Here is a 22,724-nt window from a genome sequence, read left to right as displayed (position 1 = left end):
TTCTCGGCGAATTCGGGTGCGCGGTCCGGGTCTTGGTTTTCCTGGCCGTTTCGGTAGCGGCGCAGGGCCAACCCGTAGGCGAATCCGGCGACCCAGGCGGCGATGAAGCCGCTGCCGTCCGTCACAACGGCGAGTTCGTACGACGCTGCCGCGAGGCCCAGCGGACAGACCTGCCGCCACTCCTCGCCTGTGCTCGCAGAGTGGACGTCGAGCAGGCCGCCGTCACGGGCCAACCCGAGAAACCCGCCGCCGCCTCGGCGGGCCGTGCCCACAAACGGCACGCTCCTAAGGGACCGTGAGCACGATCTTGCCCTGGACGTGTCCTCGGGCGGCGCGTTCGTGCGCTGCTCGGGCATCCGCGAGCGCGAACGTGCTGTCGATCGCGACGCGGACCGTGCCCGCGTCGAGCAGGCGTCCCAGTTCAGCGAGCTGTGCACCGTTCGAGCGGACCTGGGCGGTCGAGACCGTGACGCCCAGCTTCGCGGTCTCCGCTTCGTCGAAGTCCCCTGGGAGCACGGGGAACTGGGCGCCGCCGCGCTTGAGCGTGCGCAGGAAGCGGCTGCTGTCGGGGCCACCGACGGTGTCGAGAACGAGGTCGACGTCGTGCACGAGTTCCTCGGGGCGACTCTTGGTGTAGTCGATGAACTCGTCGGCGCCGAGCTCGTTCAAAAACCATTCATGCGCGCCCGATGCCACCGCGATGACACGTGCACGCCTCCATTTCGCCAGCTGTACTGCGAAGTGCCCCACGCCGCCCGCGGCGCCGTTGATGAGCACCGTCGTGTCGGCGTCGAGGGTCGTCGGGCGATGCCGTGCCTCCTGGAAGGGCGAGGGGTGATCGTGTCCGACGTCGATCAGGAACTGCCACGCCGTCAGCCCGGCCATGGGCGCCCCGGCGGCGTGCACGTGGTCGATGCCGACCGGCTTGCGCGCGAGGTCCGACGCAGGCGCGGCAACGTACTCGGCGTATGCGCTGCCGTGGAAGCTGGGAAAACGCAGAAGACCGAAGACTTCATCACCGACCGAGAAGTCCTCCACATCCGCGGCGGCGGCCTCGACGACGCCCGACACGTCCGTCCCCGGAATCACCGGCAGCCTGACCGTCGATTCCGTTTCCCCGGGCATCCTGGTCATCCCGCCGCGCAGGTACCAGTCCGGAGGGTTGATGCCGACCGCGTGCACGCGAACGAGCACCTCACCCGGCCCCGGCTCGGGAGTCGGCGCCTCGTCGTAACGCAGAACCTCAGGGCCGCCGTGCTCATGCAGCCGGATGGCCCTCATCGTGTGTCTCGGCATCGTTTTCTCCTGCCCGCGGTGCGGGATAGTCTTATCCGGATCAGCGCTCCACATAAGTGGACCACTGATCCGAATATATGGACCACTGATCCGGATAGTCAAGAGGGAAAGATGCGGGCCGACGCCAGGAAGAACCGCGACCACTTGCTCGCCGTCGCGGGCACCGCCCTCACCGAGCAAGGCGTCGACGTAGCAATGCGCGACATCGCCCGCAGGGCCGATGTCGGGCTCGCGACACTGCTGCGTCACTTCCCGACACGCGAGGCACTGCTCGAGGCCCTGCTCCACACGAGCTTCGACGAGCTGACGGCAAAGGCAGGCGAGCTCGAGACATCGAGCTCGCCCGAAGAGGCTCTCGTTTCGTGGCTACGCGACTGCGTCGCGTGGACAACCGAGTACCGGGGCGTGACCGTGCTGATGACAGCCGCCATCGAGGACACCGAGTCCGCACTCCACACCTCGTGCGTCACCCTGCGCGCAGCCGGTGCGCGGCTCCTCGCCCGCGCCCAGGCCGCGGGCACAGCGCGGACCGACATCGACGGCACCGACCTGTTCGCCCTGATAGCGGCGCTCGCGTGGCTCGGCGATCAGCCCTCGCTCGCCCCACGCGCCGATCACCTCTTCGATGTTGTGGCGAGCGCGATCCTCACCGGTGCAGCGAGCAGCGATGCCGAGGCAGAACGCCGCCCTCGCGCCCGTAGCTGAAATCGTCGCGCACGCTGACCGGCGAACGAGGACACCGGCGTCGAGCCACGCGCTCCAGGGCGCGGACCGCAACCGCCGGGAAGCGGCCGACGAAGGCGGCGGCACGCAAGCTGATCAGCGCCCTGGTCGGCCCCTGACGCTCGGGGCGCCACTCGCCTCGTCCGCGCGCCCTTCCTACCGACCGCCCGTTCCCTCGGAAGGCCAATGCTCAACCCAGCGGCGGCAACAGGCCGCCGCTCGAAGGCAGGTACTCAGGACGGCTCGCTCACAACGTCAGTCACACGAGACCTGACACCCTGAATGACGCCCGACCGTCAGAGGGTGAGCGGCAACGCGTCGCCCACCGCCCGCTCGGTGCCGTCCGACGGCGAGTTGATCACCTTGCACGGTCTTCGGCCGGCAGCGCGCGCAAGCCAAAATCCCATGCCGCAACGCATCGAGCGCCTGTCCCCCGCGTCGGCGGACGGCACCGGCCACTGCGTCGCGGCGCCGCCATTCACCCGACTGACGCACCCGAAGTGCATGCATGAATGCCAGACATGTCTCGTTTGTTCTCATGACTCACATAAAGCGCACCGTCACGGTGCTTTCCAGCCTCGCCCTCAGTGTCGCCGTCCTCGGCGGCTCCGCTGCCGCCGAGGAAGCAAACCAGCGCCCCCTCGCGGCCCACTCGGACTCCAAAGAGTGCACCGGCCAAGACAGTCTGGGACTGACCCTGCTGGGCATCCCTCTGCTGGGATTCTTCTACCCGACTGACTGCTGACCGACCGGCGTCGCGCGTCACCGCCGCGCACGCCACAGCGGCCCCTCATCCGCCTCAGCGGTGAGGGGCCGACGAGCGCCATCGCCCAGCACACACCGACCAGGCCGGACGCCGAAGCCAAATCGGCCCCGATGAGACCAACCGCGCACGGATAGGCAAGCTGCCCGCCCACCAGCCAGGGAGGGCGCGTGCGCACCGATCAGAAGACACTCTGGTGGTACGGCATCCCGCCGTCGCCGTCACGCTGATCACCTGCACCACCGTCGCGATCACGCTCTACCTACTCCTCCCCGGCCCCGACGGGTCCGACGGGTCCGACGGCTTGGGGTGCTTCGAGCTCCTCCGCCCAGGGGAACTGACGCACCAGCAGCAGAAGCCACGCACCAACTGATGACCGACTACTGACGATCAGCTACTGCCGCAAAGCACTGGCCCGGGGCAACAGGCTCGGGCCGTGCCGCCTGTCGCAGGTGTTCGGCCAGCGCCGTGGCGGACGCGGGCCGGTCCTTCACGCCCCAGGCCAGCAGGAGGTGACGGCTGGCCCAGGGGTCCCGCAGTTCGCACACGTCGAGGGGCCGACCCGTGTCGAGGGCGCGGCGCGGTACGACGGCGAGGCCTACGCCGGCGGTGGCGAGAGCGATCAGGACGTTGAGATCGGCGACGGTGGTGCGGTACCGCGCCGCCGGGGCGTGGGGACCGAGGTGTTCGTCGATCCAGCGGTGCAGCGCGGATTCGGCGTCGAGCCCGACCAGCGGGTGCTCGGCCACCTCGCCGTAGGACACCGCACTCCGTCCGGCAAGAATCCCGCCGGACTGGCCGATCACGACGAGGGAATCGTCACCGAGGGCTTCCAGGTCGAGGCCGCAGTCGCGGGCATCGTCGTCGACCACGACTCCCAGGTCCGCCTCGCCGTCGGCGAGCATGCGCACGGTGTGCGGGGTGCGGCTTTCCCGGACCGTGACGTCGACGTCCGGGTGGGCCCGGAGGAACGACACCAGGGCCTGCGGCACGAGTCGGTGCATCGCCGAGCTACCGCTCAGCAGGGTCAGCCGGGCGGTCGGTGACCGGGTGTAGCTCGCGACGGCGCTGTCGAGCCGGGCCGTCCGGTCGAGGACCTCGTGGGCGTGCCGGGCCAGGGTCGTCCCCGCCGGAGTGGGCCGCACGCCCCGGCGGCCGCGCACCAGCAGCTCCACGCCGGCATGGTGTTCGAGCGCACGCACCCGCGCGCTGGCCGATGGCAGGCTCAGGTGCATCCGACGCGCGCCCGCCGTGATCGACCCCTCCGACACGATGGCGAGGAACAGCCGCAGATCGTCCAGGTCATAGCGCACATGCTCGAGCCTATGGTGCAGCCTTAGGCTGGGTGCGCGGATCGCGCATTGTGAGCCCGCCGAGAAGCGGGCGATGCTCGACAGGTGTCCGAGACCCTGCTCGTCCTGCTGGCCGGTGTCGCCGCCGGGGCGCTCAACGCCGTCGGCGGAGGCGGCACCTTCGTGGCGCTGCCCGCGCTGGTCGCGGTCGGCATGTCCCCGGTGACCGCTAACGCCTCGTCGACGATCGCTCTCGTCCCCGGCGCGGTGGCCGGTGCCTGGGTCTACCGACGCGAACTGGCCCCGGTCGGGGACACTTCCGTGACAGCGCTGACCACGGCCAGTGTGATGGGGGGTGGCCTCGGTGCGGGTCTGTTGCTTTTGCTTCCGTCGGAGGCGTTCGACGCCGCGGTGCCGTGGCTGCTGGCGTTCGCCACGGTGCTGCTCGCCTTCGGGCGCCGCCTCTCCGGTGCGCTGAGTACGACGCTGGGTCGCCCGGTCGCGATGAGTTCCGGGGCCGTTGTGACCGGCCAGTTCCTCCTCGCCCTGTACGGCGGTTACTTCGGTGGTGCCGTAGGCATCATGATGCTCGCCCTGTGGGGCATCGGCCTCGGTGTCGACGCCGCGGCCGGCAATCCGATGCGGGTCACCCAGCTCGCGGCCGTCTATCTCAGCGCGACCGCACTGTTTCTCATCGCCTCGGACGCGCGGAGCGCTCCACTGGTCCTCACGACCATGCTGGCCGGCGCGGTGGCCGGCGGCTTCGGCGGCGCCCATCTCGCCCGCCGTCTCCCCGCCCGGCTGCTGCGGAGCATCGTCCTGACCACCGCCGTCACGATGACCGTCCTCTATTTCGTGCGCAATTGACGCCGGGGAGGCTCAAGTGATCTCCCGAGGACCACTTTGGCGCATGAACTCCTCACCTTCGTAGCAGAGGGAATCCTGGGCGAAGTTCGCGTCGCACCCAAGGAGTTGGAAGACCTGCCAACGGCCTGCGCGCCAGGGAATGCTCGGCGGGTTGTTCCTGAGACGCGGATTCTCGGCCCCCCTCACCACTCGCGCGTTCACCGCCATCAGCCACTACGGGATCGGCTTCGCCATCCAGCAGTACAGCGAGGAACTCGGAGCCGCAGCGGTACTGCGTAACCGCGCGCCGGCTGTGAGCGCTCTGCTGGGCGGTGGATCGGTATATGGGTCGCGTGGTGTTGCGCGTGTCGGGATACTGCGTCGGTGACCGGTTCCGCACTGCCTCAACTGCTTCGACCTCGTGCCCTGGCGCCCGGAGATCTCGTCGTCATCGCATCGCTGTCCGGTCCGCTCCATGCCGCTCACGAGCCGGACCTCGAGCAGGCGGTGGTCGTGCTCGAGCGGATGGGATTCCGCGTGCGTCGGGCACCGCTCCTCGAAGCAGGGCGGCACCGTTGGTGGAGCGCGGCTCGTCCGGCGAGATCGCCGAGGAGTTCAATGGACTACTGCGTGATCCCGAGGTGCGCGCGATCATCGCGCATGACGGCGGTCAGACGGCGCTCGGTTACCTCGATCTGATCGACTTCGAGGCGATCACTGCCGACCCCAAGCCGATCCTCGGCTACAGCGACATCTCGCTGCTGCATCTGGTGCTCTATGCGCGCACGGGCCTGGTCGGCTTCCATACCGACGTGGCCACCCCTGGACTCGGCGGACACTGGCAGACTGCGCCCGCAGCGGCCCAAGCGGTCCTTGAGAAGCTCTACTCGACGCTGCTGACCAGCGACGAGGCGATCGGTGCGCTGCCGGTCACCCCGTCGTGGGAGTGCTGGCGTGCCGGTCGCGCCGAAGGCCGGCTGATCGGAGGGGTGATCAACCGCATCGTGTTCGCGCAGGCGACGCCTTTCGCACTGCCGCTCGAACGGTTCGACGGCGCGGTGCTGTTCTGGGAGGAGATGGGCGGCCAGGCGTCGTACCTCTGGAACTATCTACAGGTGCTGCGGCACTGCGGCATCCTCGATCGGATCTCCGGCATGGTCGTGGGCGTCCCGCACGCGATCGAGGGGATCGAGGGGCCTGACTCGTCCCCGACGCTCCCCGAGATCGTCCTCGACGTTCTCGGCGACCGTGACATCCCGGTCCTGGGCAACGTCGAGTTCGGACACGCCGGCCCGAATCTGCCGATGCCGGTCGGTATCCGCGTCGCCCTCGACGCGCAGCAGCGGACACTGTCGCTGCTCGAACCGGCAGTACGGCCGCACGCGATGACGGGACCGGTCGGCTGAGCAACGCGGATCAGTGAGCCGACGGCCTCGGCAGCGTCAGCGTCACTTCCCCCGCCGAGTGCACCGCGCGGGATGAGCGCGTATGCCGTGGTTTTCCTGATCCTGATCCTGATCCTGATCCTGGTCGCGGTGTGGTGCTTCGCGGGCCGGTTCTTCGCCACGCGTCCGATCATCGCCGAGGCGTTCAGCCGCTGGGGCCACATCCTGCTGCCGCTCGTGCTGACCGCTATGGGCCTGAAGTGGGCCAGAGCCCTGTTCCACGGCCCCACCGTCGGTGACCGGGTGCGGTTGGCCTGTGGTGTCCGTCAACGGTCACAGGACGGTGCCGTGCCGGGTACGGCGATACCCCGCCGGGAGAAGAGCCTTCCGGATCCGGAGTCGTTACGGGCCGGGCTGGGGCGGAACCGTGGCCTCCGTGGTGCAGTGGAGCAGTGGCCTGGTGGCGAAGAATCCGGAACAGCATCCACAAGCGTCGGCGACTGAACAGGAAATACCCCACCGGCAAGGAAACTGGAACCGCGGGACGTCGGCCGTCCCGGCTGACAGACGCCGCGGTCGCGTTGCTACTGACGGTGGCCGATGCCTTTGCCCTTGCGGGTGTCGCACTGTTGATGTTCCTGGTGGGGATGTCGCACTCCGAGCCATCGGTGGGTCGGCCGACGAGCGGGCAGCACGCGTCGTTCCTTCAGCTGGCCCTGGTCTGGGTCATCCCCGGTGCGCTCGCCCTGTCGGCCTACATCCACGCGCGGTTACGCATGCCGATCACCAGCGTCGTACAAGGACTGTTCTTCATCGTCGGCACGACGCTGGCCATTGGAGAGACGAACATGCTGCTGTCCCTCGGCTGAAGCGAGAGAGGTCGCCTTGGCTGCCGGTACTCCAGTCCGAGCGCATTCTCCTGGCAGACCCGGCTGGGACCGACTGCGGGCTGCCGGGAGCCGGGCGGCCGTGCCGGACGACCTCGGCCGGCCCGTCCTCCGCAGCGGCGGGGACGATCAGTTCCCCGCCGTTGAACCGGGCCCGGACCCGGGTGTCGACCAGCTGGTGCGGGACCGAATACCGCACCCCGTGGACGGAGATGGTGGCGTCCCAGTCCCCTCGTCTCATGCTGCTGAACGCGACCGCGAACGGCTTCTTCGGCAACGGATGCAGGCGCCCGCGTTCCTCCGCCAGGAGCTCGGCGGGCTTGCGCCGACTGGCCCGGTGGACCGGGTTGTCGACCTTGTCGCAGAGTCACGGCGGCAGGCCGCTTCCAGGTGTCCGAACGGCCCGTACCGCTCAAGCAGTTGGCGTCCGTGGACACCGAATCCGCCTTCACGATGCGGACGGTCGCCTCGATCCGCCCTAGGTTTCCGGGTCGGCCTGCAGGCAAGTACGGCACGGGCTGCCGGACCGTCCCCGTCCGATGTCCGATTGCGGCCTTCGGTTATCGGGACGCAGGCGGCACCAGCGGGACGACCTTCATCGGCGGTACGCCGGGGTTCGCACGCGTCCGCTCGCCCACGCGGCTCTCGTCCTCCCTGCCCGAGTCCGGCGACCCGCACGGTCCGGTCTCGTTCTTCTTCCTCCTGCCGGGCCTCGGGGAGATCCTGCGCGTCAACGGTTCGGTGGCCGCGCACAAGGGCGCGGAGACGACCGTCGACATCGAGGAGGCGTACGTGCAGTGCGCACAGGCCGTCCTCCGGTCCCGCCTGTGGCAGCCCCCCGCCCCGGCTGAGTCGGCCGCCGCGATCGCGGGTGACGGGCCATTGTGCCGACCCGGCGTCGCCGAGTTCCTGGCCGCGGCACCGTTCCTCGCACTGTCCACCTGGGACTCGTCCGGCGGTGCTCGTCGCCGACATCGACGGACGCCCGGTGCGACGGGCCTACTCGGCCTCGTCCGCGCCTGGGGCGTCCCGGCTGGAGGTCACCGTCAAGCACATCGAGGGCGGCCGGTTCTCCGCCCACGTACACCGGAGTCTCCGCGCCGGCGACCGCATCGCGGTGCGCGGCCCGTCGGGTCCTTCGACGCCGAGCCGCAGCCCCCGGACGCGATCGTGCTCGTCGCAGCAGGCAGTGGGCAGCGGCGTGGCGCCGGACGCCCGTCACCGCCCAGCATGCCCGAGGAGAGCGTGAGGATCGTCGAGTTGTGCCGGAAGCGTCAGCGTCCGCTCGTCGAGCCGGCCGGGACACTCGGTCTGCACGTCGCCGCAATGACGGTCCTCGTCTCGGATCTGCCCAAGACCCCGCCGTCGTCATCCGCGCCATCACTCCGGTCATCGAGGCGTTGGAGCCCCCTGTCCACCCCGTGCCGTTTCTCTTTCATGCATGGGGCAGCGGCATTTCGATGTCCAGCTCGATGCCGCTGGAACCGGAGGAGTTCTCATCCGCCAACTGCGCGAGATGGTCCGCGAAGCCCGCCTGCCCTACGTGGAGGACGGAGGCCGCCACATCCTCATCACACCGGTCATCAGCCGGAGCCACGCGCCGTCCCCGACGCGCAGCCACGCGGTCAGTTCGCCGCCAGGACCCGTTCGAGCGTGGCGTAGCCTGCCGGTTCCCAGGTCGGTTTGCCCCCGGGCAGACCGAGCCTGCCGTTTCGTCCGATCCCGATCAGGCCCAGGGCGCGCAGGACAGCCCAGCCGCGGGCCCGGGTGATGGTGGCGTCATCGGCGTGCTCATAGGCGTCGAAGAACCGACTCGCCGCGCCGGCAGGCAACAGGATCCACGCGGCTGAGAGATCGGTCGCGGGATCGCCTGCGCACATCTCGCCGAAGTCGATCACCCCGGCGAGCGTTCCGTCCCGGACGACCACGTTTGCCGGGTGCAAGTCACCATGCAGCCAGAGCGGCGCGCCCTGCCAGGGGGGTGCTGCGACGGCCTTCTCCCAGACTTCCCGTGCAGCGTCAGCAGTTTTGTAGTCGGTGATGACCTCGAACCAGCCATCGGGCTCCACCTGCAATCCGGCCAGAGGGATGCCGCGCGTAGGGTTGGCCGGGGCGTCGGCGGGTGCCTTGTGATGCAGCACGGCAAGGAACTCCGCGAGGATTTCGGCCGCGTCGATGCGGGTGATCGGCGCGTGATCAGCCGGCTCACCCTCGACCCAGCGCGCGATCGTCCAGGTGTGCTGGAACAGGCTCGAAGGCTTGCCGATACGCAGCGGAGTGGGCGTCGGCAGCGGCAGAAGCTTCGCCAACACCGGCAGCCACGTCTGCTCAGTGTGCAGTAGGGCCGGCGCACGCTCGGTACGCGGCAGGCGCACGGCCAGCTCCTCCCCGAGACGCCATTGCTGGTTGTCCCAGCCTCCGTTGACGTCTCGGAGCTCGAGGCCTGCGAGATCCGGATGCTGATCCCGTAGCAACGCCCGCACCAGGTCCTGCTCGAACTTGACCTCGTCCATCAATGAGCCCTCCGATCGCTGGCATGCGGCGGCACGCTAGCACCGGCCGAACGCGGCAGACGAAAGTAACGTACGGCCCTGGTCCGGCTGATGGCATCGGCCCCGCGAATCGCCCGGTGGCAGGCAACTGGCCCCAGACACGCATCAACCAACCAGTGAACAAAGGCGCTCGGGCGCCGGGGGCGTGGACACTGGACAGGCCTCTGCCGACCTCTGCCGGCCCGGCTTGCGGCACCGGGGGCGGAATCCGTAGGAACGGGGCTGGGTGCGGGACGGCGAGCTCGGGCGGGTGGTACGGATCAGGGACTTCGTGACACGCACGAGTTGAGACGATACGGATCGTCTTGTATGGTGGGGGCATGGCTTTCTTCTACTTCCTCTGAGTCCGGGCACGGCCGACGCCGCCGTTTCTGCTACCCGTAGACACTTCACATCCCCAGGGAAAGTCATATGCGCGAACGCGCCCATACTGCTGTGCCCGCTGCCGTGGCGCAGCTGTCCGTCAAGGACGTGACCAAGTCCTACGGCACCCGAACCGTCCTCGACCAGGTTTGCTTCACCGTCCGCCCCGGCGAGAAGGCCGCCGTCATCGGCGAGAACGGCTCCGGCAAGTCCACCTTGCTGCGGCTGCTGGCCGCAGCCGAAGTACCGGACGCCGGGGAGATCACCGTCAGCTTCCCCGGCGGCACCGGCCACCTCGCCCAGACCCTCGACCTCGACCCGCGCTGCACCGTGCAGGACGCTGTCGACTTCGCTCTGGCCGAACTGCGCGGTATGGAGCGCCGGTTACGGATGGCGGAGGAGCGTCTCGGCGAGGCGTCGGAAGAGGAACTCGCCGCGTACGGCGAGCTGCAGATCGCGTATGAGGAACGTGGCGGATACGAGGTGGACACCCGCGTGGAAGCCGCCATGCACGGGCTCGGGCTCGGCGGGATCACCCGCGACCGCATGCTCGGCTCGCTCTCCGGCGGCGAGCAGTCACGGCTCGCGCTCGCCTGCGTGCTGGCCGCCTCCCCCGACCTGCTGCTCCTCGACGAGCCGACGAACCATCTCGACGCGGCGGCCGTGCGCTGGCTCGAGGAGTATCTGCGTGCGCACCGCGGCACCGTCGTCGCGGTCACCCACGACCGCGGCTTCCTGGAGCGCATCGCCACCGCGATCCTCGAGGTCGACCGGGATGCGCGCATCGTGCACCGGTACGGCGATGGCTGGGCCGGCTACCGCGCCGCGAAGGCCGCCGCCCGACGCCGCGCGGAGCAGGAACACGCGGGCTGGCTCGAGGAGGTGGCCCGTGCCGAGGAGCTGCTTGAGGCCGCCGGGAAGAGGCTGGCCACTACCGGCAAGGACCCGCGGCAGGGCTTCGGCAAGCACCGCCGATCGCATGAGGCAAAGCTCGGCGGGCAAGTGCGATCGGTCCGGGAGCGGTTGGCCCACCTGCGGCGCAACCCGGTGGCGGCGCCACCCGAACCCCTGCGGTTCACGGCGGCGCTGTCGGCGGCAGGCGGTACGCATTCCGTCGAGCGTCCGCTCGCCGAGCTCGACGGCGTGAGCGTCGGTGAGCACCTGCGTCTGGCCGGGCTGCTGGCGATCACACCCGGGCAGCGGCTGCTGGTCACGGGCGAGAACGGGGCGGGCAAGACGACCCTGCTCCGTGTCCTGGCGGGCGACCTGGAGCCGGACGCGGGCACGGTACGCCGTCCGGCTCGGATCGGGTACTTGGCGCAGGAGCTGCCCGCGCGCTCCACGCGTCGCCCGCTGCTCGCCGCCTTCGCGGCCGGGCAGCCCGGGCTGCCGGAGGAGTACGCCGAACAGCTGCTGGCTCTGGGGCTGTTCCGTGAAGAGGACCTGCACGTCCCGGTCACGGCGCTGTCCGCAGGGCAGCAACGGCGGTTGCAGATCGCGAGGCTGGTGACCAGGCCCGTGGACCTTCTCGTACTCGACGAGCCGACGAACCACATCGCGCTCGACCTGGTCGAGGACCTGGAGGCGGCGCTCGCGGCCTACCCGGGGGCAGTCGTCGCGGTTTCGCACGATCACGGCTTCCGCGAGCACTTCCCGGGGGAGCGGCTGGAACTGCGCGGCGGCCGCGGGTGCTGACCCCCCGGCTCCTCCACGAACTGCCTGCACGCCTCACCTCGACCTGCCCAACAGTCAGCAATCCACCTGGAGTGATTGAGTCAGGACCGATTTCCTGACGCCACAACACCGGGCTCACCGCACCTCCGCCGCAGTCGACGCGGCTGTCGGAGCAGGGCGTGATCTCGGACTCGCCGTGGCTGATGCCACGGTGCTCCATGACGTCTTCTCTGTCGTTGTCCACCTTGCGCCCTCACCCGTCGTGGCCCGGATTCCCACTGTCCTGCCGCAATCTGAAGCCCTCGATTCCCTTGCCCGCCGCCAGCGGGCGGAACTGGACGTGGCACGATGGCTCGCCGACCAGGGAACCCCCGTGATCCCTCCCAGCCCGCTCGTGCCCCTGGACCCCGTTCAGCGTGACGGGTTCTCGATGACGTTCTGGCAGTTCGTCGAGGAGGACCGGGGCGAAGAACCCGACTACGTGGCGAACTCCGAAAGCGTTGCTGACCTGCACGCTGCGATGCGCGCATACCCGGGCCGTCTGTCTTTCCTGTCCGCGGCCGATCCGCAGTTCATTGCAGAGAGCCTCGGTCAGCTCGAAAGGCTCCCCAGCCTCATCGGCGCGTCCGAGCTGGGCCGAGCACGACGCGAGTGGCAGATCCTGGAACCTCTTGTGCGCTCACGCACGGCGTTCGAGGAAGCGTTCCCGGGGATCGACCTCCAGCCCATCCACGGCGACTCTCCGACCGCGAACGTCTTCTCCGGGACGGACGGGGACCTCTACTCCGACTTCGAGCTGGTCACGTTGGGCCCCGTCGAGTGGGACCTGGCGGCTCTCGGGCCGGTCCACGAATCCGCCTACAACCGCGGCGCGCAGCACAACGGCACGAGACTGCTGAACGAGGATGTCCTGAGCTTCGTGAACGCCGTGGGGATGCTGCGGGTCATCGCCTCCCTCACGCTCGTGCCGCAACTGCCCGAGCTGGTGGAGTATCTCAAGCCGTCCGTCGACCAATGGCAGACGATGCCGTTCGCCGGGGGCATGGCCGACTGACACCGCCCTCAAACGGCCCGTGCTGCAGCACGGGCCGTGTGCGCTGCTCCTCGCCGAAGTGCTCTTCGTGCCTCAGCACGTTCGATCACGAGGAGTACCTGGTGCCAATGATCCACTGGACCGAGACGAACACGCCCCCGTTCCGCCCGCCGGCATTCAGCTTCCAGAACGCACGTCAACCACTGCAAGCGATGAGCCGCCGCATCACCCGGAACCTCCCCGCCATGGCGACAGCCCGCCAGAGTCCTTCCACCCGCACCGCCGGGCCCGCAGCCACCGGGCCCGCTGTTGGGCAGACGCCTCGTTCGGTCCCCGCCAGAGAGGGATGGAAGTACTCCACACGTTCTCCGGCTTCCTGTGCCCGGACTTCGCCATGAGTATCGGGTCCCAGCCCGTTCCCTGTGGAACGCGTGGAGGGGCCCTGGTGCCGTATGACACCAGGGCCCCGAAGGAACAGCTACACCATCTGCCGGCCCCGGTACTGCGCCGGCCTTCTGTCTCCGCAGACCCGACCCAGATGCTGTCGGGGATGCTGGGATCGCGGTTGCTTGACCGGAGACCACCTCACTATCGATGTCCTGCGGTACCCGGGCTCAAGACTTCCACCCGGGCGATCCTGATGGCGCTCAGCTCCTCCGTTCTTCCCTCAATGATCAACTGCTTGCCAAACGGGGAACTACGTACTGCTGGCACTTCTCGTACTGCTGGTACTGCTCCACTACGTACTGCTGGTGATGCGAACTGCTCAGCGGCCTACGACAGCGCCACTCTTCGACAGCCAGCCCCGTCGCCCGTCCTGCACCTGCTCCGGCTTGGAACCCCACTGCCGAACCTCCCGGCGCGCGCGTCCGCAGCCGACACCTTCACCGAGGTACTGCCCACTCCACTGCTGGTACCGCAAACTGCACCTGCGGGTACTGCCACTGCGTCAACCGCAGTCCTCACGGCGGCCCCTGATCACTGCAGCCACCCGGTCCGGCCGTCAGTCCCGTCACCGTCCTGCAACCACCCTGGCTCCGGAACTCCACCACCGCACCGCACAACGAACCACAACTGCCTACTACCGACCGGCAGTTCGTGTCTGCCAGGCCCTGCTGTCTCTCTGCGCTACGAGGGAAACCATAACCACACCACCACCCAATGTCTACTCCAGCAAAAACAGATTTCCGCGCGTTCACCACCGAAGAAATCAACCCCGAACAGCGATGAAGAACGACGCCACACAGAGCCGACCGGAGACATGCGACGCGAGTCGCCTCAGCGCAGCAACGGCCGTCCGGCACGGCACGGCACGGCGGCGGAACCGTCGACATGGAGCGGTTGCCAAGGTGCAGGACGTCGACCGGCATGCCAACAAGGGCTGTCCCTCGTCCACTCGTAGGAGTGAAGACCAGTAACTCGCAGATGCCCGTGGGCCGCCTCACGATGATCAACTGAAGCGGCTCGTCAAGGGGAGCGCCGGGCTCGCACAGACCCGCTCGACCGCGCACGCTTGGCTACCTGAGGCCGCCGTTGCTCTGGAGAAGCTGGGCGTTGATCCATCCGGGGGGCGTGAAGCGCATCAGGTCCGCCTTCTGCTCCTCGGCCATCCACCCGGTGTCGGTCGGCCCAGGATTGATCGCGTTGCAGGTCACTCCCAGGTGGGCGAGCTCGTGGGCGGCGGCCGACGTGATCCGGTCCATCGCTCCCTTGCTTGCCCCATACGGGAGGTTGCCCGTGGTGTGGTCGCTGGTCAGGCTGACGATGCGCCCGCTGCCATGCTGTCCGCGAAACCGCAGCCCGCACTCCCGGATCAGCAGCCAGGTTGCGCGCGCATTGACCGCGAAGTGCAGGTCGAAGCTCTCCACCGTGGTGTCCAACAAGCCGGAGTCGACCGACACTCTTCGGGCGCACCCGGCTCCATTCCCCACCGCATGCGTGCGTCGTACGGCGTCCAGTACGTGAAGGCCACGTCCCACCCGGTCCGGGCCAAATTCGCCACCACGGACGCCGCAATCCCCGCCGAACGTCCTGCCCCTGTGACCAAGGCAAGAGGGCGCCCCGCCTCCCCCGCGTCCTGCGGACTCCCCACGCGCGTCTCGCCACTCATGATGGCGCCCAGCGAGTGGCCGAGCAGCACGACAGCGTCCAACAGCTGCGCGTCCAAGAGCGGCCTCGCGGCTCCGAGGTTGAGCAGCTCGGAACCAGGGGTCGTCGTAGTCGTGGTCGTAGAGGCGACCGGCGCAGCAGCTGCTCAACTGCCGCAGGCACACCTCCTGCGACGAAAACGGAAACAGAATCTGAAGTCCTTTGCGGCGCCCTCATCGGTGTCTAGGACGGAGCACCGCGAAAGCCGCCTCTCACGGCTGTCCCGAAGGCCGGGCGGCGGCGATGGCATTGCGACGACATCTTGGACTCGTCACGGCTTCAAGGCATTTGAGCGGACTGACTCCCGTGCCTGCGTACGGGTCAGGAGCCAGGGAAAGCAGTGTGACCTCGTCGCCGACCTGCGCGTCCAACACCGCCCACCCGACAACAGCCCGCTACCGGGGCCTCCGTACGGAGAACTCGTTGCCGTCGGGGTCGAGCATCAGCATCCGGCTGCCGTCGCGCTCGCCGATGTCGGTGTGCGTCGCGCCGAGCGAGATCAGGCGGTCGACCTCCGCTTCCCAGTCTGCGTCGGCGGGGAGCGCAAGCTCGAAGTACAGCCTGTTCGTGCCCGTCTTCGGCGCCACCGGTGGGCCGCCCCACGTGATCTTCGTACCGCCGTTCGGCGATTGGATCGCGGTCTCCTGGTCCTGGTCCCAGACCAGCGGCCACCGTAGCGCCTCGCTCCAGAAGTAACCGACCTCCTGCGTGCCGTCGCAGGCCAGTGCTCCGATGAAGCCGGTGTCGGCGAGGAAGTTGTTGCCCGCCTCGATTACGCAGAACTCGTTGCCGTCTGGATCGGCGAGCACCACGTGCCCTTCTTCCGGGAGTTGGCCCACGTCGATGTGTTTCCCGCCGAGTTCCAGCGCCCTGGCCACCGTCTGCTGCTGATCGTCCGAGGAGGTGCTCGTCAGGTCGAAGTGCGCCCGGTTCTGGCCGATCTTCGGCTCCTGGCTCGGCAGGAAACGGATGCGGAACCCGGCGGGATCAGGGGGCAGGATCGCGACGTCGTCGTCCGAGCCGTCGGCCAACTCCCAGCCCAGGACGCCGGACCAGAACCGCGCCAGGCCCGACGGCCGGGTCGCGTTGAAGCAGATCGCGAACAGTTGACTGGTCATACCCCGTGCATCTCCGATCCGCTGACGGACGATACGGCGCCTCGCCTCCCCGCGGGCGCAGCCTAGGGGTGGCCGTGTGGTACGCGCATCCGAGTTTTCCGTCGCGAGGGCGCCCGGTCCGCCACAAGATGACGACCCTGCGGAACCGCACCGTCGTCCACGCCACCGGCTGAGCCAGCCCATCACGCCGGGGCGGCAGCCGGTTCACCCTCGGGAGTGCCCGGCGCGGGTATGGCGGGGTCGCAGACCGTCAGATCCAGGTCGAGGCGTCTGTCTGGACTCCTTGTCCTGCCTGGCCAGGTCGGCGTGGCCAGCGGCCTTGGTCGCTCATCGCAGGGGACGACCGCCTCATCGGCCCGGCCGGCATCACCGCCCGCAGCAGGGCAGCCCCCTGGCGGCGTCTTGGCGACACGGCACGACGTCAACCCCGCTCCATCGGACTACCGATAGAAGAGCCGATGCCGGCTATCGGACCTCCGATGCGAACAATGGATACGATGGCCGCCATGAAGAACCGGACGCCCGAGACCTCCGAGACCGCGGCCGGCGTCGGCGGGCAACTCCCGGCGCACGCCGACCTCAACCTGCTGCGCACCTTCCTGGCCGTCTATCGCGCCGGCACCTTCACCGCCGCCGCGCCCGTGCTCGGGCTGTCCCAGCCCACGGTGACCGCACAGATCCGCACCCTGGAGCAGCAGACCGGCCGCGAGTTGTTCACCCGGCTGCCGCGCGGCGTCGAACCCACCCCCCTCGCCCACGCACTCGCCGCCCAGACCGCGGGTCCGCTCGACGCGCTCGCCGCCCTCGAAGGCGGCGGCCCCCTGGCCGGGCCCGCCACACCCGTACACCTCGCCGGCCCGTCGGAACTGCTGTGCGTGCGCGTCCTGCCCGCCCTGGCGCACCTCGCCGCCGACGGCGTCCAGCTTCGCGTCGCCCAAGGGCTGCCTGAACCGCTGCTGGAGGAGTTGCGGGCGGGCCGCCACGACCTGGTCATCGCGACCCGGCGCCCCCGCGGCCGCGCCCTGGAGTCGGTGCCGCTCGCCGACGAGGAGTACCTGCTGGTCGCCGCCCCCACCTGGGCCGAGCGCATCACCGCGCACCCACAGGCCGACGATCTGTGCGTCGCCCTGCGCGAGGTCCCGCTTGTCAGCTACGCCGAGGACCTGCCCATCGTGCGGCGTTACTGGCGGACCGTCTTCGGCAAACAGCTCACCAGCCGCGCTGCGGTCACCGTGCCCAACCTGTACGCGGTCCTGTCCGCGGTCAACGCCGGCGCCGGCATCAGCGTGCTGCCCCGCTCGCTGTGCCAGGAATACCTCGACTCCGGCCGTCTCGCCCTCCTGCACGAATCGGAGGAACCGCCGCTGAACACCCTGTTCCTCGTCCAGCGACCCGGCACCGAAGCCAACCCCGACGCGATCCGGGTGCGCGACGCCCTCCAGCGCGCCGCCCGCGACTGGTAGGCGGGCAGCCGTTCGGGCCGCGCCGAAGCCATCCGTACGCCATGCAGAGCAAACGAAGGCGTTCCGCCGGCGTGGACTCGCGTGCATGAGGAGACGAAGACCATGAGGCACAGGGCAGTCAAGCGCAGGAGTGAACCACCCAGTACCTGCACTTCACCCTCTACAGCCTGCGCCACGAGGGCAGCAGCAGCGCCCGCCCCGACATCGACATCGACATCGACATCGACATCGACGATACGGCCCCCGTCGTCGCCGAGTCCCATCGTCGTGAACTCACCGGGCCGGGACGAAGCCCAGCGCCGGAGTGTCGGGTCGTTGAGGTCACCGTGGGCGGCGAAGTTGACGACGTAGGACGACACAGTGTCAGTTGTAGGAACCTGGCAGCGTTGTGGTGCGTCAAGCCCTGACATGGAAAGAGAGACCAATCCGCCCTGGATGGCAGGCTGCTTGACATTGCTCGCAGGGGCGCTCGCGGGTTACGGCGCCTACCGGCTGTCCCGCGCGGCGCGCCGGACCTGCGCCGTCGTCCTTCGGGAACACCCGAGCCTGTTCGATCTGTGGACATGGGAAGCACCGTTGACGGTCCTCGCGGCGGGATTCACCGGCTTGGCTGCGTGGGCGCTGCCGGCAGTCATGCTGCGGCATCGAAAACGCCGGTATCGGAACTTGTTGTTACCAGCCGCGGTCTTCCTGGCAGCACTGATCGCGCTGACATTGGTGCACTTCGCCTGGCTGGGAACCCCGCTCGGTGTGGGAAACGACACCAATGGCAACTGCCCCCCGGACAATGTCCCACCCTGGTGGCCTGGGTGGCTGCCTACGTGAGGCGGGGCAACGGATCGCATTCGTGGTCGGCGTTACGATCGGACGCCGTTGTGACCACGTTGTTCCGGCGAGGGTGGTGGCGTCGGCCAGGGTGTACTCGGCGAAGCCACCCGGCGCAGGCCGCCGTGGAGGGCGACGCGCCGCCCCGGACTGATGCCGGTCCCCCCGTCACCCACCGCGTCGGCGGTGCCGACCACGTCGAGGCCGCACGCCTCGACCTTCACCCGCACCTGTCCAGCGTCGACTCGGGCTCGGGCACGTCGGGGTTATGCGCAGGGTGTCGGACCCGCCGCGGGTCGGATCCGTGGTCAGCCGGGGGCTCCTCGGCACACCACGCCCACCGACAGACCGGAATTCACCGCTGGCGAGGAGCCGCCCGAGTCGGCGTCGACCGCGAGGTCCTCCATCGTTCCGTGCCGCCGGGGACGTACCCGCGTCGAAGTCCTCCATTCGAACGTCGGCCAAGGCCACCGGGCTGCGGAGTTCCGCAGCGCCCTCCGCTGCGGCGCGGATCTCCGCGGCGTTCTCCTCACCGCCGTTGGCTCCGGCGCTGAGGCCGGCCGGGTCGACCGGCGGGATGACGCCGCCCGGGGTGAAGAGGATCTTCACCATGTGCTCTCCTGAAGGGGTTCTGGACCTGCGTCGTCACCGCCTGCGCCGCGGATCGCCGCTGGCAGGCATCTTGACGACGCTCTTGACGTCAGGCCGCCGTCCCATCGAAGTACCAATAGAAGAGCCGATCACAGCTATCGGAACTCCGATGCAAAAGACTGACCCCGGCGCACGCCAACCTGAATGAGGTCGAGGGCTGGGGCTGTCACAGCCCACCGTGAGCGCGCAGATCTGCGCCCTGGAGCAGCAGACCGGCCGCGAACTGTTCACGCGGCTGCCGCGCGGCGTGGAACCACCCCGCTCGCCCATGAACTGCGGCCCACTGACCGGGCAGACGACGCCGTACTCCTGGCCGACCTATCGGAACTGCCGTGCGTATGCGCCCTGCCCGCCCTGGCATCCGTCGCCGCCGACGGCGTCCAGTTGCGCGTCGCCCAAGGGCTGCGAAGGCGTCTCGCTGGATGACGCCAGCCACAAACTCCGCCTGTCGCGGTGATGCCCCGCCGACCACGCGGGTCGGCGGGGCATCACCGTTGTGTCGTCGGTAGGCGTCAGCCGATGTAGCCGGCCACGTCCGCGAGCACCTGGGTGGTGCTGCTGGCGTAGAAATCGATCTTGCCGTCGGAGCCGACCGGCACGATCACCTGGTTGGCGATGGTCTTGCCCTGTACCCAGTTCAGGTTGGACGCCGTCGGGCGGGTGCCGCCGTCGGCCCAGGCGGTGAGGTAGCCGGTGCCGGTGGTGCCGGTGACGGTGACGGTCAGCACGACGGCCTTGACGCCGGTGGACGGAATGGCGTCTCGGCCCGAGATCTGCAGGGCCAGTGTCTTGCCGGCGCCCAGCGCCGTCGTCGTACGGGTGTCCAGCAGGCGCAGCGGAGTGACGGTGTGGAAGGCCGAGCCGCTGGTGGAGAAGTAGCCGGAGACGTCGGCGATCACGTGACTCGTGCCGTGGACGTAGAGGCTGACGTTGCCGTCGGAGCCGATCGGCACGACGACCAGGTTGGGGATGGTGGTCCCGGTGGCCGCCCAGTTGACGTTGGAGGCGGTCGGGCGGGTGGCGCCCTCGGGGTAGGCCTCCAGGTAGCCGGAGCCTACGGTCTGGGTGGCCGTCAGGTTGAGGACCACGGAGGAGGCGCCGGTCGGCACGCCCCCGTGGCCGCGGACCTTGAGGCTGACCACCGCGTTGGTGATCTTGGTGGTGGTGGAGATGCCGACCTTGGAGCGGGTGTCCAGCAAGCGGGTCGGCTTCAGCGCCGTGTACGCGGACCCGGTGGTGTTGTTGGTGTAGTAGCCCTGGACGTCGGCGATCACGTGGGTGGTGCTGCTGGTGTAGAGGTCCACCACGCCGTCACCGGCCACCGTGACGGTCGACGAGGCGGCAATGGTCTGGCTCGCGCCGGTCCAGTTGAGGTTGCTGGTCGACGGCTTGGCGGTGCCGTCGGCCCAGGCGATCAACGAACCCGAGCCGGTGGTGCCGGTGACCGTGAGGTTGAGCACGACGGCGGTCACGCCGCTGCTGGGGATCCCCCCGGCGCCCTCGATCTTGACCGGGGCGGTGCCGCCCGCGACCAGAGGTTTGGTGGACGGGACGGAGCTGAGGCCCCAACCGGTGCCGTTGCGGGTGTCCAGCAGGCGCTTGGGGCTGCTGAGCGGGTGGAAGGTGGAAGCACCCGTGGCCGCGGTGCCCTTGGCCGCGCACAGCGAAGTGATCAGGCCGGCCTCCTTGGGCGAGCCCAGGCCGGTGACCTCGTCGTAGCCGGCCGCCGCCGCGTAGCCGGTGGCGTATACGGAGTTGCTGCCGCTGGTGACGTCCCAGAAGTTCGTCGGGTAGCTGCTCCGCGCGGCCTTGTAGAGGCCGTTGTTGAGGAAGCCGACCCGCCCGTTCGTCTGGCAGGCCGCGCCGGCGTTCGCCTGGACGATGGCGGCGGCCCATGTCGGGGCCGCGCCGCTGGTGCCGCCGATGATGCCGGGGACGGGGCTGGAGGAGGCGCTGTCGTCCTGGTAGTAGATCGGGTAGCCGGTGTACGGGTCCGCCAGGGCGGAGACATCCGGAACGGCACGCTTGGCGGTGGTGGCGACACCGCCCTGGTAGACGACGGGAGCCCAGCGCGAGGAGATGCCGCCGCCGCTGCCGCCGGTGTCGTTGTTCCACGCCTTCTGGGTCGCGGTGCTGCCCGAGCCGGTCATCGTGGTGCCACCGACGCCGGTGACGTAGGGCTGGCTCGCTGGGTCGTCGACGGCCTTGGCGGTGGAGCCGGTCGAAACGTAGCAGTCGCTGGAGCCGTCGTCGCCCGAGGCGGCGACCACGCTCTGGCCCTGCGCCGCGGCCTCCGCGAAGATGGCGTTCTCGGCGCTCGCGGTCGCGCTGTTCTCGGCTGCCTCGCACACGCCCCAGCTGGAGGAGATGACCTGCGCCTGGTCGTCGGTGACCATCCGCTGGTAGACGTCGAGCACGTTCTGGTCGGTCGCGGACTGGGCGTCCACGCCCTGGTAGTCGATGATGCTCGCGCCCGGCACCAGACCGATCAGGTCCTCGATGTCGAGCGCCGACTCCACGCCGACCGATCCGTCGGTGGCCGGCGCGCCGGCTCCTGCCGCCGTATCGACGTACACGGTGGAGACCGAGGTGCTGGTGCCCACGCAGGACTGGTACGCGGCGATGCTGGCGGCATCGACGTTCTCCAACTCGAACACGGCCACGGTCTGCCCCGCGCCGACAGTGGCGGAGCTGCTCATACCGTAGGTGCCGGCCAGCTTGTCGGGGCTGTAGTAGTCGGTGCCGTCGGTGAAGCCCGAGCCGGTGAAGTCAGTGCAGAGTCCCGGGCTGTACGCGTGCGGGGCCACGGCGCGCGAGCCGCGTCCGGCGGCAGAGCTGGTCTTGCCCGCCTGACGCACGGATGAGTGGTGGCTGGTGATGCTGTTGATGTCGCTCAGGCCCACGATCCCGGTCACCGACGCCGCGATGTTGGCGGGCAGCGCGGGGGCCGCGGTGTTCATGTAGTCGGTGGTGCCGTCTTTGAGCCGGACGTTCCGGAAGCCGGTGTCGAAGGCGTCGGACGCCTTTGCGACGGTGGTGGTGACCGGGATGGTCAGGCCGTCCGGGCTGGCCTTGCCGGGAGTGAGGCCGGCTGCCTTCAGTGCCTGGGACACCTGGGCGATGGTGGCCGGCGTCGGGCCGAAGACCGAGGCGAAATGTCCCTTGGCCAGGTAGTGGTGGTACAGGGAGTTGCCCGGGGTCGATACCGCGGTGACGAAGTCGGCCAACGCCTTCGGGTCACGCGGGGCGAGGTTCACACCGATGTGCAGCGTGGTTCCCGATGGAGTCGCGCCGGCCGCGGTCGCGCCGACCGGAACGTGGGGGGCCGCGCCTATTCGCTTGGGCGGGTGCGATCCTGCCCCACCCCCATCGGTGACCGCGCCATGGGCGGCAGTGGCGGCGACAAGGAGAGCGACAGCGGCGACGGTTGCCGCCATGATCCCCCGAGCCCGTCTGCCGGTCTTGTCCGCCGTGTGTCTGGGACGTCCCAGCGCAGCGTGGACCCTCTTGGTCATGCGGAATCTCCCTTGAGAACTGACACACCGTCATACGCGTGGATAGGCAGGGCCGGTGGTCGAAGCCTCACCTGGCGGCCGACCAGCCTGCGCCAGCATGCGCGCACGCAGAAGCAACCCCCCTCAACCAGATGTGTGTGTACTTTTCTTATCAGGAGCGGACAGATGTTGACCTCAGTCCCACCGGAAC

Annotated in this window: 19 protein-coding genes and 2 pseudogenes; 13 read left to right on the top strand and 8 right to left on the bottom strand. The window is 69.1% G+C overall.

Features of this window, described 5'->3' with window-relative positions:
• Window positions 1-285: 285 nt before the first annotated feature.
• Window positions 286-1,296, bottom strand: coding sequence for an NADP-dependent oxidoreductase (locus QFZ76_RS46885; RefSeq protein WP_307680339.1), 1,011 nt, complete (start codon window positions 1,294-1,296; stop codon window positions 286-288).
• Between the two features lie 111 nt (window positions 1,297-1,407).
• Between QFZ76_RS46885 and QFZ76_RS46880 the strand changes: the two genes are divergently transcribed.
• From QFZ76_RS46880 to QFZ76_RS46870, 3 genes are all read left to right on the top strand, one after another.
• On the top strand, window positions 1,408-2,001 hold the full coding sequence (locus QFZ76_RS46880; protein ID WP_307679428.1) for a TetR/AcrR family transcriptional regulator: 594 nt from the start codon (window positions 1,408-1,410) through the stop codon (window positions 1,999-2,001).
• A 556-nt stretch (window positions 2,002-2,557) separates the two neighbouring features.
• A complete protein-coding gene (locus QFZ76_RS46875) occupies window positions 2,558-2,764 on the top strand; it encodes a hypothetical protein (protein WP_307679427.1) in 207 nt (68 codons plus the stop codon).
• A gap of 214 nt (window positions 2,765-2,978) precedes the next feature.
• The gene (locus QFZ76_RS46870) at window positions 2,979-3,155 is read left to right on the top strand and encodes a hypothetical protein (RefSeq protein WP_307679426.1); all 177 of its coding nucleotides are present in this window, start codon (window positions 2,979-2,981) and stop codon (window positions 3,153-3,155) included.
• A 7-nt stretch (window positions 3,156-3,162) separates the two neighbouring features.
• Here QFZ76_RS46870 and QFZ76_RS46865 read toward each other — a convergent pair whose 3' ends face one another.
• Window positions 3,163-4,095, bottom strand: coding sequence for a LysR family transcriptional regulator (locus QFZ76_RS46865; RefSeq protein ID WP_307679425.1), 933 nt, complete (start codon window positions 4,093-4,095; stop codon window positions 3,163-3,165).
• An 84-nt stretch (window positions 4,096-4,179) separates the two neighbouring features.
• Here QFZ76_RS46865 and QFZ76_RS46860 point away from each other — a divergent pair, with 84 nt between their 5' ends.
• The 4 genes from QFZ76_RS46860 to QFZ76_RS46845 all read left to right on the top strand — a co-directional run bounded on the left by QFZ76_RS46860 (window position 4,180) and on the right by QFZ76_RS46845 (window position 7,174).
• Window positions 4,180-4,941: a sulfite exporter TauE/SafE family protein gene (locus QFZ76_RS46860; RefSeq protein WP_307679424.1), complete on the top strand. Its 762-nt coding sequence runs from the start codon at window positions 4,180-4,182 to the stop codon at window positions 4,939-4,941.
• A 557-nt stretch (window positions 4,942-5,498) separates the two neighbouring features.
• A complete protein-coding gene (locus tag QFZ76_RS46855) occupies window positions 5,499-6,326 on the top strand; it encodes an LD-carboxypeptidase (RefSeq protein WP_307680338.1) in 828 nt (275 codons plus the stop codon).
• Between the two features lie 72 nt (window positions 6,327-6,398).
• Window positions 6,399-6,809 (top strand): hypothetical protein, encoded by a 411-nt coding sequence (locus tag QFZ76_RS46850; protein ID WP_307679423.1) that lies wholly within the window; start codon window positions 6,399-6,401, stop codon window positions 6,807-6,809.
• Complete coding sequence (locus QFZ76_RS46845) at window positions 6,758-7,174, top strand: DUF6234 family protein (RefSeq protein WP_307679422.1); 417 nt, start codon at window positions 6,758-6,760, stop codon at window positions 7,172-7,174. Before QFZ76_RS46850 ends, QFZ76_RS46845 begins: the two co-directional genes overlap by 52 nt.
• Here QFZ76_RS46845 and QFZ76_RS52025 read toward each other — a convergent pair.
• Complete coding sequence (locus QFZ76_RS52025) at window positions 7,116-7,469, bottom strand: hypothetical protein (RefSeq protein WP_373464466.1); 354 nt, start codon at window positions 7,467-7,469, stop codon at window positions 7,116-7,118. The genes QFZ76_RS46845 and QFZ76_RS52025 overlap by 59 nt on opposite strands.
• A 3-nt stretch (window positions 7,470-7,472) precedes the next feature.
• Here QFZ76_RS52025 and QFZ76_RS46840 point away from each other — a divergent pair, with 3 nt between their 5' ends.
• Entirely contained in the window at window positions 7,473-8,441 is a 969-nt protein-coding gene (locus QFZ76_RS46840; protein ID WP_307679421.1) for an FAD-binding oxidoreductase, read from the top strand.
• 186 nt (window positions 8,442-8,627) lie between these two features.
• On the opposite strand, the gene QFZ76_RS46835 is transcribed toward QFZ76_RS46840, so the two are convergent.
• Both QFZ76_RS46835 and QFZ76_RS46830 read right to left on the bottom strand, forming a co-directional pair.
• A complete protein-coding gene (locus tag QFZ76_RS46835; RefSeq protein WP_307679420.1) occupies window positions 8,628-8,756 on the bottom strand; it encodes a hypothetical protein in 129 nt (42 codons plus the stop codon).
• 61 nt (window positions 8,757-8,817) lie between these two features.
• Window positions 8,818-9,705 carry an aminoglycoside phosphotransferase family protein gene (locus tag QFZ76_RS46830; protein ID WP_307679419.1) on the bottom strand — a complete coding sequence of 296 codons (888 nt, stop codon included), beginning with the start codon at window positions 9,703-9,705 and terminating at the stop codon, window positions 8,818-8,820.
• A 450-nt stretch (window positions 9,706-10,155) separates the two neighbouring features.
• On the opposite strand from QFZ76_RS46830, the gene abc-f reads away from it, so the two are divergent.
• Complete coding sequence (gene abc-f / locus QFZ76_RS46825; RefSeq protein WP_307679418.1) at window positions 10,156-11,802, top strand: ribosomal protection-like ABC-F family protein; 1,647 nt, start codon at window positions 10,156-10,158, stop codon at window positions 11,800-11,802.
• A 175-nt stretch (window positions 11,803-11,977) separates the two neighbouring features.
• Complete coding sequence (locus QFZ76_RS46820; protein WP_307679417.1) at window positions 11,978-12,835, top strand: phosphotransferase; 858 nt, start codon at window positions 11,978-11,980, stop codon at window positions 12,833-12,835.
• Between the two features lie 1,496 nt (window positions 12,836-14,331).
• Here QFZ76_RS46820 and QFZ76_RS46815 read toward each other — a convergent pair.
• Window positions 14,332-14,924: pseudogene (locus QFZ76_RS46815) on the bottom strand (SDR family oxidoreductase).
• 433 nt (window positions 14,925-15,357) lie between these two features.
• On the bottom strand, window positions 15,358-16,080 hold the full coding sequence (locus QFZ76_RS46810) for a VOC family protein (protein WP_307679416.1): 723 nt from the start codon (window positions 16,078-16,080) through the stop codon (window positions 15,358-15,360).
• Window positions 16,081-16,586: 506 nt separating this feature from the next.
• On the opposite strand from QFZ76_RS46810, the gene QFZ76_RS46805 reads away from it, so the two are divergent.
• From QFZ76_RS46805 to QFZ76_RS46795, 3 genes and pseudogenes are all read left to right on the top strand, one after another.
• A complete protein-coding gene (locus tag QFZ76_RS46805; protein WP_307679415.1) occupies window positions 16,587-17,543 on the top strand; it encodes a LysR family transcriptional regulator in 957 nt (318 codons plus the stop codon).
• Between the two features lie 408 nt (window positions 17,544-17,951).
• Window positions 17,952-18,368 (top strand): hypothetical protein, encoded by a 417-nt coding sequence (locus QFZ76_RS46800; protein WP_307679414.1) that lies wholly within the window; start codon window positions 17,952-17,954, stop codon window positions 18,366-18,368.
• An 808-nt stretch (window positions 18,369-19,176) separates the two neighbouring features.
• Window positions 19,177-19,424 (top strand): annotated as a pseudogene (locus QFZ76_RS46795) (LysR family transcriptional regulator); the annotation flags it as partial.
• A 107-nt stretch (window positions 19,425-19,531) separates the two neighbouring features.
• Here QFZ76_RS46795 and QFZ76_RS46790 read toward each other — a convergent pair.
• Window positions 19,532-22,534 (bottom strand): protease pro-enzyme activation domain-containing protein, encoded by a 3,003-nt coding sequence (locus QFZ76_RS46790; protein WP_307679412.1) that lies wholly within the window; start codon window positions 22,532-22,534, stop codon window positions 19,532-19,534.
• Between the last annotated feature and the right edge of the window lie 190 nt (window positions 22,535-22,724).

This window comes from Streptomyces sp. V4I2, assembly GCF_030817655.1.
GTDB lineage: Bacteria > Actinomycetota > Actinomycetes > Streptomycetales > Streptomycetaceae > Streptomyces > Streptomyces plumbiresistens.
Note: the sequence above shows the minus strand (reverse complement) of the source record. Positions and strands in the feature narration are given on the sequence as shown.